Raw genomic sequence first — 18,929 nt, 5'->3', positions numbered from 1 at the left:
CACTCGAGACCGCCGGGTATCGACCCGGTCGCACACCCGGTCGTCGCACCGACGTGACCCGAAGACGGCGGTCCCGTCCGGGACGTGCGGGCACGAGGGGCTGCCGCCCGCGCGGCGACCGACGCACGGCGCGGCTCCCCGACCCGCACGCACCGCCGTCACCACCGGCGGTGCCCCGACACCGACCAGCAGAGTCCCGGAACAGGATCCGATGACCGACGCACCCGAACCGCACACCCCCGGTCCCGAGCGCACGAGGTCGGTCCCGCGCACGCCACGCGCCGAGGTCCGGGAGCGCCTGCTCACCGCCGGCGCCCGGGCCTTCGCCGAGCAGGGCGTGCACGAAGCCCGGCTCGACGACATCGCCGCCGCCGCCGGGTTCAGCAAGGGCGCCGTCTACTCGAACTTCTCGTCGAAGGAGGACCTGGTCGGGCAGGTCATGCAACGGGCCACGAACCTCGTGCTCCGCTCGCTGCAGGAGCTCGTCCGGGTCGACATCGAGGCCGCGGACGTCGGGGACGTCGTCCGCGCCGCGTTCGGCCGGCACGACCAGAGCGCCCAGTTCGCACTGCTCTCCGAACTGCGGGGCTACGCGATCCGCCACCCCGAGTTCATGCCCGAGTTCGTCCGACAGCGTCGACACCTGCACGACGGCGTCCGCGAACTCGTCCACCGGTGGTTCGCCGCGCACCCGGAGCTCGACCCCGGCATGCCGCTCGACACCTTCGCCACGCTGCTCGTCGCGGCCAACTCCGGGACCGTGTTCGACGCCCCCGCGCTCGACGACGCCGACCCGGGCGACGTCGTCGCCGCCCTCGTCGAGGCGGTCATCCGGCCGCGTTGACCGGTCGCCCGTGCGTCCACGCCGACGAGGGCAGCAGGCTCGGCGGGAGCAGCCGCGACCGCAGCACCTGCCGGCGGGACACGGCCGCGTCCAGCACGGTCCGGGCCTCCCGGAGTGCCGTCACGAGCACCTGCGGGTCGGCCGCACCACCCGCCGCGTACCGTTCCCGGTCGACCGCGTCGACGACCGTCTCCAGGAGCGGGACCACCGCGGACGGGACGGTCGCACGGAGCCGTCCGAGCACCGCCCGTGCCGTCCGCGCGGCGGCGGCGGCGTCGCCCGGCGACGCGGACACCGGGGCGAACCCGTGGTCGTCGAGGTCGTCGAGGAGTTCCCGCCACGCGGTCACGGCCGGGTCGCGGCCGGCGGACACCGCGGCCGTCCGACGGCGACGACGGACCGCCCGCAGCAGGCCCGGCGCGACGAGGAGCACGAGTGCGACGAGCAGTCCGACGAGCACGCCCCAGGCCCGGGAAGCATCCCCACCGCCCGTCCCGCCGGTCGCGTCCGCCCCGGCCCCCGCACTCGGCTCGGCGCTCGGTGAGGCCGAGGGCGCGGTGGTCTCGCCAGGAGCAGGCAACGGCGTCTCGGAGGGGGCGGCCGACGGCGTCGACGTCGGGGTGGACTCGGCCTGCGCGGCGGCGTCCGACGCCGGTGTGGGCTCGAACGCGACCCAGCCGGCCCCGCGGATGTACAGCTCCGGCCACGAGTGCAGCTGCCGGTTCGACACCGTGTACTCGCCGTCCTCCTTCGCGCCTCCGGCCCGGTACCCCACCGCGATGCGGGACGGGATGCCGAGCGTGCGGGCCATGACCGCCATCGCGGAGGCGAAGTGCACGCAGTAGCCCGATCGCTCCCGCAGGAAGGTCGCGACGACGTCCATGCTGTCGCCGTCGTACCCGCGCTCGACGGGGGCCGTCTCCGAGTACTCGAACAGCCCGCTGCGGAACCACTGCTCGAGCGCACGTGCCCGCTCGTAGTCGCCCGTCGTCGACCCCTCGACCCGGGCGGCGGTGTCGGCGATCACCGCCGGCAGGTCGTCCGGGAGCGCGGTGTCGGTCCGGAGCTGCGCCGCGGACGGGGTGCGGAAGCCGCGGCCGTCCGCCTGGCCGAGCCGCCCCGACGCGGCCACGGCGTCGAGGTAGGCGTTCGCCGACACCGATGCGCCGTACGCCTCGTACGTGGCGCCGCGCGCGGTCGCCGGCCCGGCGGACCGGACCGTGTTCGTGTCGCCCGACCAGCGCCACTGGGTGAGGTCCAGGTTGGTCGACTGCGACTCGACCGACATCGCCCCCGCCGGCAGGGGCAGGTAGTTGCTCGACAGCCCGGTGATGCGGACCGTCACGTCGGTACGGCCGGCGAGCCGCGGGTTCACGCCGACCGCCCACCGGGACTGGTCGGCGGTGTCGGCGGTGCTGGCGTCCGTCACGGTCGGGACCCAGTCCCCGGTCCCGAACTCGTCGAGGTCGGCGAGCTTCAGGTACTGCGGCTGCCCGTCGGCCGACCGGTACCGGAACACCTCGAGCTCGCTCGGGCGACGGAGGTCCTGCCCGAGCTCGAGCAGCGTCCCCGGACGGCCCGGCTGGATCGGCGACCGGACCGAGCCGGTGACGCCGGAGAGCCACCCCGAGTCGAGCGGCACGAGGGTCGGCAGCCCGACCGCGACGACGAGCCCCATCGCACCGACCACAGCGGCCGGGAGCGCCCGCTGCACCGGACGGACGGACGTCCAGAGGAGCGCGAGGAAGGCGAGCGCGGTGAGGACCACGAGCCACACGGACGGGGCCTCCCCCGTGATGATCCCCGGCACGAGCAGGATCACGAGCGCGGGCACGGCAGCGAGCGCCGCCGTCGGGGCGATCGCGGCCAGGAACAGCGACGCGCCGGCGACCCACGCGATCGCGACGGTGACGACGAGGCGGATCGCGTCGGTCTGCGGCAGCGGCGCGGGGTTGAGCCGGATGGCCGCGAGCGTCTGTCCGAGCGCACCGCTCTGGTCGAGCCAGCTGAGCGGTGCCGAGCCGTTGAGGAGCGCGACCCCGCACGAGGTGACGATGAGCGTGGCGACGAGCGCGACGAAGCGGGCGCCGCGCGGGCGGGACCGGAACGCGAGCACGACGGCGACGAGCACGGCGGTGACGAGCACGCCGGACACCCACCACGCGGTCCCCTGCACGAGCGGACGGATCGCGAGGGCGGCGACGAGCACCGGCACCGGGGCCAGTGCGACGACGCGGGCGTCGGGACGGTCCGGCCGGCGGTCGTCGCGGGCGAGGACCTCGCGGACGTCGACGTGGGGCCGAGGGCGGCTCGGGTTGGTGGCGGTCATGCGTGCTGTCCGTCCGCGGTCGGGTCGGCGGTCACCGGGCATGCCCCGCCGTCGTGCTGCCCGGCACCGGGACGACGACCACGCGCCATCCGGCCCGGTCGAGGACGCCCCGCACGGCCGGGTCCGGCGGCACCACCGTGACGAGCAGGCCGCGGCTCGACCCGTTCGTGGCGGACACGAGTTCCGCGGCCTGGTCGAGGGTGCAGTGTCCGGTCACCACGGCCGTCATCCCGTGGACGTCCCGGCCCCGGACGCCGTGCAGCACCTCGGGCACGTCGCGGGCACCGCTCCGCACGGAGACGTCCGCGAGCCCGACGAGGACCTCGGACAGCCCGCCGGCGTCGCCGCTGTGCCGGACGTCCCCGCCGGGTCCGTCGGTCACGAGGGCCACGCGCGAGGTCCGCGCCGACAGCGCCCGGGCGACGCTGGCAGCCACCACGACGGCGTGCTCGAAGGCCTGGTCGCCACCGAGGTCGGCGAGTTCGGCCAGGTCGTCCCGGCCGAGCTGCTGGTACGACTCCCGTCGCACGTCCAGCGCGAGGACCGCCTCCGGCGGCTGGGCCTGGGTGGTCTGGCGCACGTGCAGGTCGCCCCGCTTGGCGCTCTGCCCCCAGTGCACACGGCGGATCGGGTCGCCGGGCCGGTAGGGGCGCAGTTCACTGTCGTCGGCGGACCCGCCCTGCCCGACCCGCCCCTCGTCGGCGGACACGGCCCCGGCGAGCGCTGCGGAGTCGAGCGCCGCGAGCGGGACGGACCCGGGCACGACGACGACCTCCTCCGCGGACACGACGGGCCGGTCGATCCGCAGCAGGCCGAAGGGGTCCTCGACACGGACCGTCACCGGGCCGACCAGGCCGCGCCCCCGGGAGATCGCGAGGGCCTCGACGTCGAGCACGGCCGGCGGCGTCGCCGGCCCGACGGCCAGGAGCGACGTCGGCTCCGCCGTGCTGACGAACAGGTCGTCGAGCTGCTCGGTGACGAGCAGCGTCGACCGTGGTGCGAACCGCATGCCGGAGCCGCGGAGCGTCACCCGCTCCCGGTAGACCTCGCCGACCTGCACGACCGCGCGAGGTGCCGACCGGGAGGCCCGGAGCGGCGCCGCCACGGCGAGTGCGGTCACGACGCCGAGCACGACGAGGACGACGAGGAGCAGCCCGGCGGTCACGGCGACGCTCATCGACGTCGCCAGTCCGGCGAGGACGAGGCCGATGCCGGCCACCGTCACGGTCCAGCCGCGGAGCGTCGGGCGGGGGAACGGCGTGCGCCGCAGCATCCCGAGCCCCCGCCGTCCGTACCGGGACAGCACCGAGCGCGTCGCGCCGGTGCGACGCGCTCGCCGCCCGGCGAGGGGACGCTGGTCCGCCATCAGGACCGGACGGGCGTGGCGGTGAAGGGCACCGCGGTGTCGGCGACGATGCGGACGACGATCTCGCGGGCGGTGTCCTCTGCCGCGCCCCCGAGTCCGCGGGCGACCGGGACGAGTCGGTGGGCGAGGACCACCGGCGCGAGCGCCGCGACGTCGTCCGGGGTGACGAACGGGCGTCCAGCGAGGGCCGCGGCGGCGCGGGCGGCCTGCGCCAGGTGCAGGGTCGCACGGGGGCTCGCGCCGAGCAGCAGGTCGGGGTGCGTGCGGGTGACGCGGACGATCTCGACGATGTACGCCTCGACGTCCGCGGCGACGTGCACGGTGCGGACGGCGGCGATCATCGACCGCAGGGTGTCGACGTCGACGACCGGGCGCAGGTCGCCGAGCGGGTCGTGCGCCCCCCGAGCTGACAGCATCCGCCGTTCCGCCCCGGCGCTCGGGTACCCCATCGCGATGCGGGCCATGAAGCGGTCCCGCTGGGCCTCCGGCAGTGGGTAGGTGCCCTCCATGTCGACCGGGTTCTGCGTGGCGACGATCATGAACGGGGACTCGAGCGGCCGGGTGACGCCGTCGACGGTCACCTGCGACTCCGCCATGGCCTCGAGCAGGGCCGACTGGGTCTTCGGACTGGTGCGGTTGATCTCGTCGCCGATGACGACGTTCGCGAAGACCGGCCCCGGTGAGAACCGGAAGGTGCCGGACGACTGGTCGTAGATGTTCACGCCGGTGACGTCGGACGGGAGCATGTCGGACGTGAACTGGATTCGGTTGACCGACCCCCCGACAGACGCCCCGAGCGCCTTCGCGAGCACGGTCTTGCCGACGCCGGGGACGTCCTCGACGAGCAGGTGGCCCTCGGCGAGCATGACGGTGAGGGCCGTGCGGATCGCGTCGGGCTTGCCGTCCACCACGGTCGCGACCGACGAGGCGATGGCCGCCCCGGCTTCCTGGATCACGTCGATCGGGACGGTTCGGTGGGTCAGGTCCGGCACGCAGGTCTCCTCGCCACGGGGTCGATGTGCGGCGATGCTACCCCGGCGCGATGACAGCCAGCGGAGGATGTGTCACCGGTTGCGCGGACGGTCCTTGGGCAGCGGCATGGAGTCCAGGGACCACATCGCGACGCCGTGCAGCGAGAGCTCGCGGGCCAGGTCCTGGCGCACCCGGTAGGAGCGGGCGTCGGACCAGTGCAGCTCCCGACCGTCCGCAAGCGTCGCCGACCACTCGCCGTTGGGCGCCGACCACCGTGCCCGGTCCCCCGCCAGCCGTGCCGCGTGCGCCACGGTCAACGAGCGGTCCACGGCCCCGGGGCCCCACACGTACCCGTACCCGGCGACGCCCAGGTCGATGTGACCGCGCGGGACGCCGGCGGACTGCGCCGCCCGGACGACCTGCCGCGTCCACGGGAGGGCACCGATCGTCCCCGGACCGCTCCACGGCCCGTGCTGGTCGTAGGTCATGAGCACGACCCGGTCGACACGGCGGGCGATCTCCCGCAGGTCGTAGCCGGTGTCGCGGTAGCCCGCCCGGTCCGTCGAGGCCATCACGGCGATGGACGTCCTCGCGCTCGGGCCCAGTCGCTCGCGGACCGCCGCCCGTACCGCGTCGATGAACGCGACGAGGCCCGGTCGGTCCTGCTCCCGCAGGGACTCGAGGTCGATCTGCACGCCGTCGAAGCCGTCGCGCTGCGCCGTCCGGGCGAGCGCGCGGGCCACGCGGTCGCGGTTCGTCGCGTCGGCGAGCAGGGCCGTGCCCGTCTCGGGCGAGAAATCGCCCAGGGTCTCCGAGAAGTTGCTCACGAGCAGCTCCGACCGGGCACCGGCCGCGTGTGCCGTGCGGGCGAGACGCGCCAGGCCGTCGGGTGCCGCGGCGAGGGCCTTCCCGTCGTCCCGGAGGGTGACGCCGTCCACGCCGATCGTGGTCGCCCGCTGTCCGGCGTCCGCGACACGGGACACCGCGTGCGGACCGGGGCCGATGTACGCCTCGGTCGTCACCGCACCCGCTGTGGCACCTCCGCCGAGCACGAGGCCCGCCGCGAGCACGCCGGCCGTCACCACCACTGATCGTCGCTGCACGCGCCGACTGTACCGTGCGGTCGGGACGTGCCGCCCGGCGGTGGCGCGCTCCGCCTACCCGAACCGGCCGTTGACGTAGTCGGCGGTGCGCGGGTCCTGCGGCGCACCGAACATCGCGTCGGTCGGACCGTGCTCGACGATCGCGCCCGGGGTGCCGGCCTCGGCCAGGAAGAAGGCGCACCGGTCGGAGACACGCTGGGCCTGCTGCATGTTGTGCGTGACGATGACGACGGTGACGTCCCGCGCCAGTTCGGTGATGGTCTGCTCGATGCGGCGCGTCGACGTCGGGTCGAGGGCGGAGCACGGTTCGTCCATCAGGAGGACCCGCGGCCGGACCGCCAGCGACCGGGCGATGCAGAGGCGCTGCTGCTGGCCGCCGGAGAGCCCGCCGCCCGCCTGCCGGAGGCGGTCCTTGACCTCGTTCCAGAGCCCGGCCTTGGTCAGGGTCTCCTCGACCAGGTCGGTCTTCGCGTTCTTGTCGAGTTTGACCCCGGTGAGGGCGAGGCCGGCGAGGACGTTGTCGGCGATGCTCATCGCGGGGAACGGGTTCGGCTTCTGGAACACCATGCCGATCTGGCGTCGTGCCTCGGTGATGCGGCGGGAGGCGTCGTAGATGTCGACGTCGTCGAGCAGCACCTCGCCCGCGAGCGACGCCGTGGGGACGAGTTCGTGCATGCGGTTGAGCGTCCGGAGGAACGTGCTCTTGCCGCACCCGGACGGCCCGATGAGCGCGGTGACCTGACCGGCCGGCATGGTCAGCGAGACCCGGTCGAGGACCTTGTGGTCGCCGAACCAGGCGGACACGTCACGGGCGTCGAGGGTGGCCGGGGTGAGCGTCGGGAGGAGCTCGGTCGGGGTGTCGGTGCCGATGACTGCGCCGGGGGCGGTGCCGGGGGCGAACCAGCTGTCGAACTCGTCGACCGTGGTGGCGGTGTCGGTCATGGTGGTGGCCTTTCCGGTCACATCAGGTTGGGGAGCAGGAGGGTGAGCTGCGAGGCCGCGAAGAGTCCGACGGCGAGCACGACGGGGACGGCCACCACGACGGTCTGCCGGTGGCCCCACAGGCGCATCCCGACCGTGAAGAGCGCGACCATCGCGGCGAGCACGATGAGCCCGAGCACCACGAACGGCCAGACCGTCCCGTCGCCGGCCATCGTGAGCTCGCGGGGTTCGAGGCTGGAGTAGCCGAAGGCCGGGGTGGGGGTCGGCGCCGGGTCGGACACCAGCTCGGCGTCGACGCGGACGACGGAGTGCGGAAGGAACGGCAGCCCGGCACCGGAGACGAGTGTCAGCCGACCGTCACCGACCGCCATCGGGGCCGGGACGGGGTCGCCGGTCCGGCGCACGTCGGTCACGCGGTACCGGGCGGTGCCCTGGCCGGTGGTGGCGGTGAGGGTGTCGCCGCGGTGCAGCTCGGCGATGCGGCCGAACGGGCCGCCGTAGGCCGTCTGGCGTCCGTACACGACACTCGCCCCCGCCTGTCCGGGGAGCGGGGTGTCCCGCCGGTGACCCGGGCCGGACCGCGTGACGTCCGACGTGGTGCCCTGGAGGACGACCGAGCGCAGGCCGATCGCGGGGACCCGGAGGAGGGCGACCGGGGTGCCGTCCGCGACGAGACGGCCGTCGGGCCCGGTCTGCCCCACGGGGGCGGTCGCGTTCGCGAGCTCGAACCGGTAGGCGTCGAGGGCGAGCTGCTGGTCGCGGACGTACGAGACCTGCGAGACGGCGATGAACTGCAACGCGAACCCGACCAGCAGCAACCCGACCACGACGAGCGCGGACCCGCCGAACCGCCACCGCTCGGGCCGGCCGAGTACCGGGAGTGCCCGGGCGGCGGGGCCGACGGGCTCCGTCGACCACCCGCTGGTCGGGCGGCGGACGGCAGGTCGACGGACCGTGCGTCGGGAGGTCGGCCGGCGCAGGACGGGCAGCCGTCGGGCCGGCCGGTCCCGTCGGGAGGGGGTGCTGGTCATGGTCTCGTCCATCGCAGTGGTGGGAGGGGCCCGGTCGGCCGCGGTGCGGCCGACCGGGCAGGGGGTGTTACTTGGTGACCTTGAGGGTCGCGGCCTTGCTGGCGCTGTTCCAGGTCGTGCTGCCGCCGTAGGACACGGTCAGCTTGTGGGTGCCGGCCTTCAGCTTCGGCAGGGTGACGGTCACGCGGCCGTCCTTGCTCGACACGGTGCCGGAGGCGAGCTTCTTGCTGCCCTCCTTGACGGTGACGGTCCCGGTCGGCACCGAGCCGGCGCCGGAGACCCGGACGGCGACCTTCGCCTTGGCCGAGGCCTTGACCGACTTGATCGCGCTGACCGTGACGGTCGCGGTGCCCTTGGCCGCCGCGGCGGACACGGTCGGGCTCGTCACGGTCGTGCCCGACGCCTTCCCGACGTAGACCGCGCTGAGCTTGTACGAGGCCGCCTTCGGGACGAACGAGACGGTCGCGGTGCCGGCAGCGGCCACCTGGGCGGTGCCGAGGGTCTCCTTGCCGTTCTTCAGCGTGACCGTGCCGCCGGCTGCGTCCGCGCCGGTGACCGTCACGGCCACCTTCGCGGTCTTGCCGACCGTGAGCTTCGGGGCGGTCAGTGCCACGGCGGTCGCAGGGGCCACGTCGACGGTGGACGGCGCGGAGCTGCTGGACGCGACACCGGCGAGCGCCGGGACGAACAGCGCCGTGACCGAGGCCGATCCGGCGGGCAGGGTGACCGAGGCGGTGCCGGTCGTGGCGCCGCGCGCGATCGTGCCGATGCCCACGACCGTGGTGCCCTTGAACACCTTGACCGTGCCACCGCCCGCGCCGAACGAGTCGACGGAGACCGATGCGGTGACGGCCTTGCCCGCCGTGGCCGTCGCCGGGACGGTGAGCTTCGTGGTGCTCGGGGACGCGGTGACCGAGCGCAGCTGGTCGTAGCCGCAGGTGGTCGCCGGCGTGGTGGCGGGCTCCGGGAGGAAGCCGTAGGCCGCGATCGTGGCGGTCTGCTTGCAGACGAGCGAGTCCTTGCCCACGAAGGTCTTCGCGATCGCGCTCGACGGGTCGTCGGCCAGGCGGGACGGCACGATGTTGTAGACGTCGCGGACGAAGCCGGCGTACGCGGGGTTGGTCGCGTACGACGAGCCGCTGCCGGTGGTGGCCGGGGCCTGCTTGCCGTCGACGACGCTCAGCGGCGCGAGCACCACGCCGTGGCGACGGTCCTTGACCGAGCCGACGCCGTTCGCCTGCGCGACCCACTGGCTGACCGAGAACGGGGCGAGGGCGAGCGTTCCCCCGGTGGTGCTGTCGACGATCGCCTGGCCGTTGTGCTCCTCGATCGGCTCACCGGCCACCGTGTCGGACACGAACGGGCTGGTCGAGGTGAAGCCGGAGGCGTCGGTGAGGCCGAGCTTGCCGAGGAAGTAGCTGCGGGTGCCCGAGCCGAACTTCGGCAGGAGCGGCTTGATCTTCACGGCCGTGGTGCCGTCGGGGCCGGTGGCGGACGAGCCGACGGAGTCGTACGAGCCGTCGGCCCTGAAGTAGGCGTGGGTGACGTCGCCGCGGTACACGTTCCACAGGGTCGGGGCGGTCTTCGCCTGGGTGCCGTCGCCGACGAAGAAGGGGACCTTCGCGAGCTGGCTGCCGGGGGCGTACGCCACGTCGACGGCGTCGCGGGCGAACGGGACGTACGCGACGACGCCGTCGGACGCGGTGCTCGACGGGCCGCTCGAGGACCGGGCGAAGTCGAGCTGACCGACCACCGAGGAGTCGACCGTCGTGCTCGTGCCGTCGGCCAGCGCGACGCCGGACTTGCTGGCGATCGCACCGATGGCGACGAGGAGCGCGTCACGACCGGCACCGGATCCGGACACGCGCGGGATCGCCTTGCCGCCGGCACGGGTGACCACCGAGGGACCGGCGTTCGCCGCGTCGTAGGAGGCGATCTGTCCGCCGCCGACGGCCGTCGCCACGCCGTTCATGACGTCCTGCGTGGTGTCCGAGCCGAGTCCGACGAGGGTGCCGAACGCGTTGCCGGCCGGGTCCGCCTGGGCGGCCGGCACGGCGAGGGCACCGACGATCAGGGCGGTCGCCCCGAACGTGACGCCGATCTTGCAGAAGGTGTTCGCCTTCATGGCTGGTGGTTCCTTTCGTGGGTTCCGACGCGGCCCAGGTGGCAGCAGTCGATGGGGTGGAACGGGGTCACACGTGGGCGGCGGCCAGCATCGCCAGCCTCCGTCCGCGGCGGATCAGGAACGGACCGATGCCGAGGGCCGGCACGCCGGCCCCGAGTGCGGCGGCGAGTCCCATGCGGGTCGCGGCCAGGGGCTGGTCCGTGGTGCGGTGGTCGGGTCCGTCCGCGGCGGCGGCCTGGTCGACGTCGTTCGACGACGGCTCCTGGACGGCCGGGACCTCGGGAGCGGACACCGGACCGGTGGACGTCGAGCCGGTGTCGGTCGTCCCGACGGGCAGCGACTGGTCCTCCGGTGCGGAGGCCGGTGGGGCCTCCGCCTCCGGCGTCTCGCCGGTCCCCGGAGCGGCCGGGGCGGCCTCGGGGCAGGCGGCGGCGACGGCACGGGTGTCGACGAGGTCGGCTGCGACGGTCTCCGCCTGGGTCGTCATGGCGGCGGGCAGCGGCACGTACCCGGCGGGCAGTTCGCCCTGCCGTTCGCCCTGGACCTGCCCCTTGCCCGCCGCGTAGCCGATGAACCCCGCGTAGGCGCGGCGTTCCTCGGGCGTCGCGGCGCAGACGTTGACGGCGGCGTAGCTGAGCATCGACAGCGGGTAGGCGCCGGGGGTGCGGTCTGCCGGGTCCGCGACGACGACCCCGGGAACGGTCGACGCGCGCATCGTGGCGACGCCTGCGGCGACCGACTCGGGTGTCGGTGCGACCGCCTCGCCGGCTCCGTTCACGAGCTTCGCGGTCGGCAGGCCGTAGCGCGCGGCCGAAGCGGCGTCCGTGATCGTCAGGACGAACCGGCTGCCGGGTACCTGCGCACCGAGCGAGGTGTAGCCCTTCGGCTGCCCGAACGGGTTCCAGGAGCTCTTCTCGTTCGGGTCGGCCTTGAGGGTGCGGTACGCCCCCTCGTGCATGTCGTTCATGTAGGGACGCATGTCGAGCGTGCCGTAGCCGGTCTCGTCGGGGTCACCGCCCTTCGCGATGGTCAGGTCGGCCTTCGGGAAGCTGTCCACACTCGTGTCGGTGGCGAGCGCCAGCGACCGGTACGCCGGGTTGATCCGCATCCCCCACTCGTCGGGACGGCCGTCGAGGAACGCGGCCGCCACCGGGTCGGAGCGCAGCCACGACCACACCCGGCCGTTCGCGTCGGCGTTGCCGAGCGCGACCATGAGCCCGGCCGGGGCGGTGTCGCTCTTCGACCCGACGAACGTCGGGTTGAGCGCGAGGAACTCCGGGTCGGTGACGAGGCTGGCCGCGTTCCCCTGCAGGGTCGTGTTCCCGCTGCCCCGACCGGGGACGTCGGCCTGGTACGACTGCGTCAGCAGCTTCGCGACGAGGCGGGCGTCGAGCGTCAGGTCGAGGGCCTGGAGGCCGTCACGCACCTTCGCGGGTGCGTCCGGGTACAGGCGGTAGTCGATGGTGAACGCGACCACGACGGCGGACTGCGCGACGGGCGCGTACCGGATGGTGTGCTCCGCCGCGACGGCCTTCGCGAGCGGACTGGTCACGAGGGCGAGACGGGAAGAGCCGTCCACCTCCGAGACGATCTGGTTGGCGGCCTCACCGTCGCCGATCTGGGAGAACCCGTAGGTGGTCCCGAGGCCGCAGAGCGCCGGTTGCCAGGCGGTGACGGCCTCGGTGGCGGTCTCCGACCCGACCAGGCGCTCCTCGGCGTTGCCGATCGGGCAGGACTGCGCGACGGACTGGAACCCGAGCGGGAACACCACGCGGTTGCGCCACGCGGAGGCCGACAACGGGGACCCGGTCACGCGACCGGCGGCCGTCGAGTCGGCGGTGCTGCCGTCGAGGTTGTGCGAGCCGCGCGGGACGACCACGAGCCAGCAGGACCGGGGCGTGCTCGTGCCGGCGACCTCCTGGCCGCACCCGAGCTGCGGCGCCTCGAGCCCGGACTGCGTCTCGAAGACGACCTGCCCCGTGCCGTCACCCGCCGTGCGACCGGCGGTGACCTCGTTCGAGGTGTTCGCGTCGAACTGCTTGGACAGCTCAGTGGAGGTCTTCGCCAGGGTGCCGTCGACCGCGCGGAACGGCATCCGGTACGCCTTGAGGAACGGGTTCTCGGCGGGCGGTTCGAGCATGAGGTCCGGGTCGGCCTGCTCGCCGACGAGGGTGGTGTCCTGCACGGGGTCGTCGCCGCGGACGAGGTCCCGCTTGGCGGCGCCGACGCCGGTCCGGCTGCTGACAGCGGCCGACGGCGCACCCCACACGCACTGCTGCGGGGAGGGACCGGCCGGGTCGTCGCCCCAGCACTGCATGATCTGCACGTAGTCGGTCGCGTACTCGCTCGGCGAGGTCGTCTTCGCTCCGCTCCAGCTGACCGTGATGCCCTGGTCGGTGAGCTCCTCCGTCTGGCTCACCCGGAAGGTCATCCCCGAGAAGGTCTCGGCGTCCGGGTCGGGCGTGCCGGTGCCCGGAGCCTGACCGCCGCCGAGCGACGCCTGGGCCTCCTCCCACGTAAGGGTCATCGCGGAGCTGTCCGTCGGGGCGGTGGCCGAGGCGGGCGCGGTCACGACGAGCAGGGACCCGGCGACCGTCGTCGTGATGATGCCGAAGGCGAGCGCGGCGGAGCCGAGCCGGACGAGGTGCTGGTTCTTCACTTGCGGACCCTCCGTCGGGAGACGAGCACGCCGATGAACGGCGGCAGCAGCACGAGGGCGAGCAGGGCCGCGACGGCGACGAGCATGAGCGTCTGGCGCGAGCTCCACCCGTGCAGCGCGTCGACGGACACCGGGAGCGCCGCGACGTTCTGGCAGACACCGCTGTCGGCGTCGCACTGCACCGGGGAGCCGTTGCCGACCGCGTTCGCTGCGACACCGGTGCCGCCGGGACCGCCGCTGCCACCGCCGGACAGGGCCTCACCGCCGGAGCCGGAGGCTCCGGAGGACGAGCCTCCGGACGTCGCCGTGGCGCCCTCGCCGGAGCCGCCGGAACCGGACGCGCCCGTCGCTCCCCCGCCCTTCGAGCCGGCCTGGGTCTGCCTCGGCGTCTCGGTGGCCTTCGCGCCGCCGGTGCCCACGGTGCACTGCTCCGCACCGAGCTTGTCGCAGGCCGGAGGCTGCGGGGCCTTGGCCGCCAGCGTGTTCGTGCCGTCCGCCGAGAACGTCGGGTTGTTGCACTTCCGGATGTCGACGTCCTTCGCGACCGCCCCCGGGATCCGGCGCACCTGCTCGAGACCGGCCTGCACCAGGTTGATCGGCAGCGGCGAGTAGCCGAGGACCTCGGCCTGCTGCTGCCCCTCGCACAGGAAGTAGTAGTCGAACGCGGCGAGGGTCTTGCCCTTCGCCGGGGTCAGGCTGGCGTCGGTGGTCGTCGGGATGACCATGTAGGAGTACGACGACAGCGGGTACGTGCGCGCGTCCGCGTTGTCGTAGACGCCGTCGAGCACCTGCGTGAGGTACGCCGAAGAGTTCTTGTCCTCGTTGATCTTCGCCCCGAGGAGCCCGACGGCGACGTTCGAGGCGGTGGGCTCGACGTAGTAGCCCGCCTTGTTGAGCACCTTCGCGACCGGGTACCCGGTCTTCAGTGCGTAGGAGTACTCGACGTACGTGATCGTGCCGACGTTCGCCTTCTGCGCCACGTAGCCGGAGACACCCTGCGAGTTCGGCTGGGCGATGAAGCCCTTGCCCGGGACCGTCGGGTAGTTCGACGTCACGCCGCACGGCAGCGGACGTCCGGCCTGCTTGCAGTACGCGTTCCACTCGGACGGGTACTTCTTGCTCAGCCAGGTGGTGAACTGCGCGGTCGAGCCGGAGCCGTCGGAACGGACGACGGGCACGACCGGACGCTTCGGGAGCTCGAGGCCGGGGTTGTCCGCCTTGATCGCCGGGTCGTCCCAGCTCGTGATCTTCCCCGTGAACACCCCGGCGAGCACCGGACCGGACAGCCGCAGGTTCGTGATCTGCTTGCCACCCGAGCTGAGGTTGTACATGAACGACGTCCCGCCCGCGACGACCGGCATGTAGCCGTACCCCACGGTCGGCGGGTCGTCCGTGACCCCACCGTCCTTGATGCCGTACGGGATCTCGGACACCGCGAAGTCCACCGTGCCGGCCTTGAACTGGTTGCGGCCGTCGGACGACCCCGTGCTCGCGTACCGGACCTTCATGCCGTACTGCTGGACGTTCACCGCCCACTGCTGGATGGCGACGGAGCTCCACGAGGAACCGGCGCCCGAGATGGGCACGTAGTTCTCGGCCGCGCTCGCGGCGGTGGTGGGCAGGGTCGTGAGGGCCAGCACGGCGGCGGCCAGGAGCGCACCGATCGTGCGTCTTCTGCGGGTGGTCACGAGGGGTCCTTCGGGGAGGAGTCGGTCAGGCGGGAGTTGAGGCTGTCCACGTGGCGGTCGACGTACCGGCGGGCGGAACGGACGGCGGGTGCGACGGCGGCCAGACCGCGGCGGACCAGTCGACCGGCGGCACGGATGCGGTCGTTGCGGCGTTCCCGGGTCGCGACGGTCTGCGCACCGATCACGCGGGCGATGACGAACAGCACGAGCACGAGGGACATGAGCACCGCGGCGGCGCCGAAGCCGCGGGCGATCATGTTCGGCTCCGGCGACTTGACGAACTCGAAGATCGCCAGGGGCAGCGAGATCATCGGGCCGTTCGTCGGGTCGATGTTGAGGTCCGGCGCGTACCCGGCGGTGAGCAGCACCGGGCTCGTCTCGCCGATCCCGCGCGCCGTCGCCAGGATGATCGCGGTGACGAGACCGGACCGCGACGTCGGGAGCACGACGCGCCAGACGGTCTGCCACTGCCCCGCGCCCAGCCCGATCGACGCCTCCTTGAGGGTCGACGGGACCAGACGGAGCACGACGTCGGCGGACCGGATCATGATCGGCAGCATCATCACGCTGATCGCGAGCGACGCCGCGAAGCCGGACTTGTCGACGCCGAGCCCGACGATGACGCTCGCGTAGATGAACAGCCCGGCGACGATCGACGGGAGGGCCGTCATCGCCTCGACGATGGTCCGGACGAACCGGGCGAACGGCCCCGGCACCTCGGTGAGGAACAGCGCGGTCGTGATCCCGAGCGGGACGGTGATGAGGAGCGCGATCGAGATCTGGATGAGCGACCCGGCGATGGCGTGCAGTACGCCGCCGGAGGTCATCGGGTCGAGCGGCCCGGTGAGTGCCATGTCCTGCGTGTAGAAGTTCGCGTGCGGCAGGGCCCTGGTGGCCCGGACGACGCTGAACCCGACGACGAAGACGAGTGTGGCGACGACGACGAACGCCAGGGTGTGGACGGCCGCCGACACCACGCGGTCCCGCACCACGGCGGCGTTCTCGGTCGTCGCGACCAGCAGCGCGTAGAACACGAGGAACATCACGTACGCGACGGCGGCGAACGCGATCGGACCGGACACCGGTGCCAGGTCGGTGAAGACCACGACCGTGACGGCGAGGGAGGCCAGGCCCGCGCCGACGTGGCAGAGCAGGTCGCTGATCCGCACCCCGCCGACGCGGCGGTCCTCGGGACCGCGGTCCGGCTCGGAGGCCCGTTCGGCCAGCGGCAGGACGGTGCCGGCTCCGGCACCGGACGGGCCCGCAGCGGTCGGCGGGCTGGTCGGGACCGCTGTGCGGCGGGTCATGGCGGGCAGGGGCGTCGTGGCGCCCGACGGCGCCTGGGTGATCTCGGTCATGGCTAGCTGCTGGCTCCGGACCGTGAACGGGCGACGACCGCGGACGCGGCGAAGTTGATGCAGAGGGTCATCAGGAAGAGGGTCAGGCCGGCCGCCATCAGGGCGGACATCCCGAACGGGGTCGCGTCGCCGTAGCGGAGGGCGATGAGCGACGACACCGAGCTCGCGCCGGCCTGCAGGACGTGCGGCTGGATGACGAACACCGGCGAGATGATCATGTAGACCGCGATGGTCTCCCCCAGCGCACGGCCCAGTCCGAGCATCGTGCCGCCGATGATCCCGCCACGGCCGAAGGGCAGCACGACCGAGCGGATCATGCCCCACTTCGTCGACCCGAGGGCGAGCGCCCCCTCCCGCTCGCCGAGCGGTGCCTGCGAGAAGACCTCGCGCATGATCGAGGTGACGATCGGGGTGATCATCAGCCCGACGACGATGCCGGCGATGAAGGTCGACGCCGTGTAGACGGTCGAGGACGCGAGCGGGTCGTCCAGGTCGATCCCCTCGACGCGGAACAGCGGGATCCACCCGAACCACTGCGAGATCCACCGCGACACCGGGGTGATCTGCCCCTGCAGGAAGAAGAACCCCCACAGGCCGTAGACGACGCTCGGGATCGCGGCCATCAGGTCGACCAGCCCGATGAAGAACTTCCGCACACGGGTCGGTGCGTACTCGGTGATGTAGAGCGCGGTGCCGAGGGACAGCGGGACGGCGAGGGCGATCGCGACACAGGCGATGAGGATCGTGCCGACCAGGACGGCCGCGATGCCGAAGCGGTGGGCATCCGGGTCCCAGGCCTGCGTGGTGAGGAAGCTGAAACCGGCGACGCGGAGGGCCTCGGAGGCGCGGAACGCCAGGAACAGGCCGACCAGCGACATGATCGTGAGGACCGCGACCCCGCCAGCACGGGCGATGAACCGGAACCTGACGTCCGACGGGTCCCGCACGACCGTGAGGAGGCGGGGCGAATCTGTGGACAACGTGATCCTTCGGGATTCCGGGGCAGCTGCTCGGGCGACCGACGGAGTGCTGCTCTCCGGTTCGGCGGCATCACAGTGGCAGTCGGATGGCGAACCGCAGCCCTCCCGGGATCAACTGATCCGTGACCCGGAAATGAACAACAGGGGACTCCTAGCGGATTCTGGGGAATCTCCGATGCACCAGTCCCCGGATCGGGGGTCAGGATCTGTCCCCCGGGGTACGCGGACCGCCGGCATCCTGCAGGTCCGCGGCAAAGCCCTGGTCAGGAGGCAGTTTCGTTCCGGGTGCTAACTTGTTCCGCGTCGTAGCCCGCGCACCGAGGAGCTCGGCCGACGACGAAGCCCCGGTCCGCTGCTGCGGAACCGGGGCTTCGAGGAGTGCGGAGACGGAGGGATTTGAACCCTCGGTCCCCTAGAGGGGACTCCACCTTAGCAGGGTGGTGCACTCGGCCTGACTATGCGACGTCTCCAGGTGCCTGACGGCACTCCCACCACCATACAGGAGGACGAGGGCCGGGACGAAACGGTCCGGCAGCGCTACACCCGACCCCGGCGCGGTCGGTCCCCCGAAGTGGGGACGGCGGGGGCTTGCCAGCGTGTACCCCGCTGCATAGTCTCGTCGGGACGTGGCGATCACATTCCGGGGCATCCGTGCCCTGTCGCTACGACACAGCACCCAGACGTCGCTCCCCGTGGCCTGGGCCCGGCGTCCCCGATCGCCCGGCGCCCGCCCGGGGAGCGACGTCGTCTCTGCCAGCACGCAGCAGCGACCGCGTGCCCGGCAGCGCTAGGCGGACTCCGCGCTCCGGAACCGTTCGGGCAGGGCGATGAGGAGCTCGGCGAGCTCGATCAAACGGGCCGCGCACCGGATGACGTCGTCGGCCAGGGCAGCGGCACGGGCCGCCTTGACCAGGTGCATGCGACTGGTCCAGTCCGCGGCGACGTCGATGCCGTTCGCGCGGGCGATGTCGTCCGTGTGGAAGACGTCGAGCACCGGCTGCTGCGACCGGAGCCAGTCCGCGCTCACCGGTGCTCCCGAGCGGCGGAGCACCCACACGGCGAGTTCGACGAACGCCCCCGCCTCGGACTGGCAGTCGCGCAGGACCACGGCGTCGAACGGCTCGTCGGTGGGCGCACAGCTGGTCGGCGGGTCGACGAGCATCGACCGGGCGATGCGCGTGCGCTCCACCATCTGCCCGACGGTCCACGGCGCGATGACGACGCCGACGTACCGCTGGACGACCACGAGCCGCATGGCCTCCAGCGGGACGAGGGCTTCACGGACGGGCGTCCGCGAGACCTGCATGTCGTCCGCCAGCGCATCGAGCCGGAGGCGCTGGCCGCGCCGGTAGTCACCGCGCAGGATGCTCCGGAGCATCCGCGCGAAGACGGCGTCGCGCAGCAGGTTGCGCGGGACGGCGATGGGGTCGCCGGGATGGGCGACATCACGATCGGGGCGCAGGAGGCCGGTCATCACGTCACCGTCACGCATGGCGGCCCTGACGGGACACCACCCCGACGGCACGGTGGAC

General features: G+C 73.1%; 13 protein-coding genes and 1 tRNA gene. 1 reads left to right on the top strand and 13 read right to left on the bottom strand.

The window, feature by feature from the left end:
* Positions 1-211: 211 nt before the first annotated feature.
* Positions 212-844 carry a TetR/AcrR family transcriptional regulator gene (locus DEJ16_RS15600; protein ID WP_146232904.1) on the top strand — a complete coding sequence of 211 codons (633 nt, stop codon included), beginning with the start codon at positions 212-214 and terminating at the stop codon, positions 842-844.
* Here the strand turns inward: DEJ16_RS15600 and DEJ16_RS14795 are convergent.
* From DEJ16_RS14795 to DEJ16_RS14735, 13 genes are all read right to left on the bottom strand, one after another.
* Positions 828-3,173 (bottom strand): DUF3488 and transglutaminase-like domain-containing protein, encoded by a 2,346-nt coding sequence (locus tag DEJ16_RS14795; protein ID WP_181419624.1) that lies wholly within the window; start codon positions 3,171-3,173, stop codon positions 828-830. The two genes, DEJ16_RS15600 and DEJ16_RS14795, sit on opposite strands and share 17 nt — an antisense overlap.
* 31 nt (positions 3,174-3,204) lie before the next feature.
* Positions 3,205-4,539, bottom strand: coding sequence for a DUF58 domain-containing protein (locus tag DEJ16_RS14790; protein WP_110826010.1), 1,335 nt, complete (start codon positions 4,537-4,539; stop codon positions 3,205-3,207).
* A complete protein-coding gene (locus tag DEJ16_RS14785) occupies positions 4,539-5,531 on the bottom strand; it encodes an AAA family ATPase (RefSeq protein WP_181419623.1) in 993 nt (330 codons plus the stop codon). The genes DEJ16_RS14790 and DEJ16_RS14785 overlap by 1 nt, the downstream gene beginning before the upstream one ends.
* A 72-nt stretch (positions 5,532-5,603) precedes the next feature.
* On the bottom strand, positions 5,604-6,614 hold the full coding sequence (locus DEJ16_RS14780) for a glycosyl hydrolase family 18 protein (RefSeq protein ID WP_110826009.1): 1,011 nt from the start codon (positions 6,612-6,614) through the stop codon (positions 5,604-5,606).
* Positions 6,615-6,668: 54 nt separating this feature from the next.
* Positions 6,669-7,556: a phosphate ABC transporter ATP-binding protein gene (locus DEJ16_RS14775; RefSeq protein WP_110826008.1), complete on the bottom strand. Its 888-nt coding sequence runs from the start codon at positions 7,554-7,556 to the stop codon at positions 6,669-6,671.
* Positions 7,557-7,573: 17 nt separating this feature from the next.
* Positions 7,574-8,587 carry a sortase gene (locus DEJ16_RS14770; protein WP_181419622.1) on the bottom strand — a complete coding sequence of 338 codons (1,014 nt, stop codon included), beginning with the start codon at positions 8,585-8,587 and terminating at the stop codon, positions 7,574-7,576.
* Between the two features lie 67 nt (positions 8,588-8,654).
* A complete protein-coding gene (locus DEJ16_RS14765; RefSeq protein WP_110826006.1) occupies positions 8,655-10,712 on the bottom strand; it encodes an Ig-like domain repeat protein in 2,058 nt (685 codons plus the stop codon).
* A 67-nt stretch (positions 10,713-10,779) separates the two neighbouring features.
* Entirely contained in the window at positions 10,780-13,371 is a 2,592-nt protein-coding gene (locus tag DEJ16_RS14760; RefSeq protein WP_110826005.1) for a hypothetical protein, read from the bottom strand.
* The gene (gene pstS, locus DEJ16_RS14755; protein WP_258366011.1) at positions 13,368-15,059 is read right to left on the bottom strand and encodes a phosphate ABC transporter substrate-binding protein PstS; all 1,692 of its coding nucleotides are present in this window, start codon (positions 15,057-15,059) and stop codon (positions 13,368-13,370) included. The genes DEJ16_RS14760 and pstS overlap by 4 nt, the downstream gene beginning before the upstream one ends.
* Entirely contained in the window at positions 15,056-16,417 is a 1,362-nt protein-coding gene (pstA, locus tag DEJ16_RS14750) for a phosphate ABC transporter permease PstA (RefSeq protein WP_258366010.1), read from the bottom strand. The genes pstS and pstA overlap by 4 nt, the downstream gene beginning before the upstream one ends.
* Before the next feature lie 2 nt (positions 16,418-16,419).
* Positions 16,420-17,397: a phosphate ABC transporter permease subunit PstC gene (pstC, locus tag DEJ16_RS14745; RefSeq protein ID WP_220032714.1), complete on the bottom strand. Its 978-nt coding sequence runs from the start codon at positions 17,395-17,397 to the stop codon at positions 16,420-16,422.
* Positions 17,398-17,778: 381 nt separating this feature from the next.
* Positions 17,779-17,867 (bottom strand) — tRNA-Ser (locus tag DEJ16_RS14740).
* Between the two features lie 317 nt (positions 17,868-18,184).
* Entirely contained in the window at positions 18,185-18,871 is a 687-nt protein-coding gene (locus DEJ16_RS14735) for a GntR family transcriptional regulator (RefSeq protein WP_181419621.1), read from the bottom strand.
* Positions 18,872-18,929: the final 58 nt, after the last annotated feature.

Source organism: Curtobacterium sp. MCJR17_055 (assembly GCF_003224335.1).
Lineage (GTDB): Bacteria > Actinomycetota > Actinomycetes > Actinomycetales > Microbacteriaceae > Curtobacterium.
The sequence above is the reverse complement of the archived record's forward strand: the minus strand, read 5'-3'. Positions and strand labels throughout refer to the sequence as shown.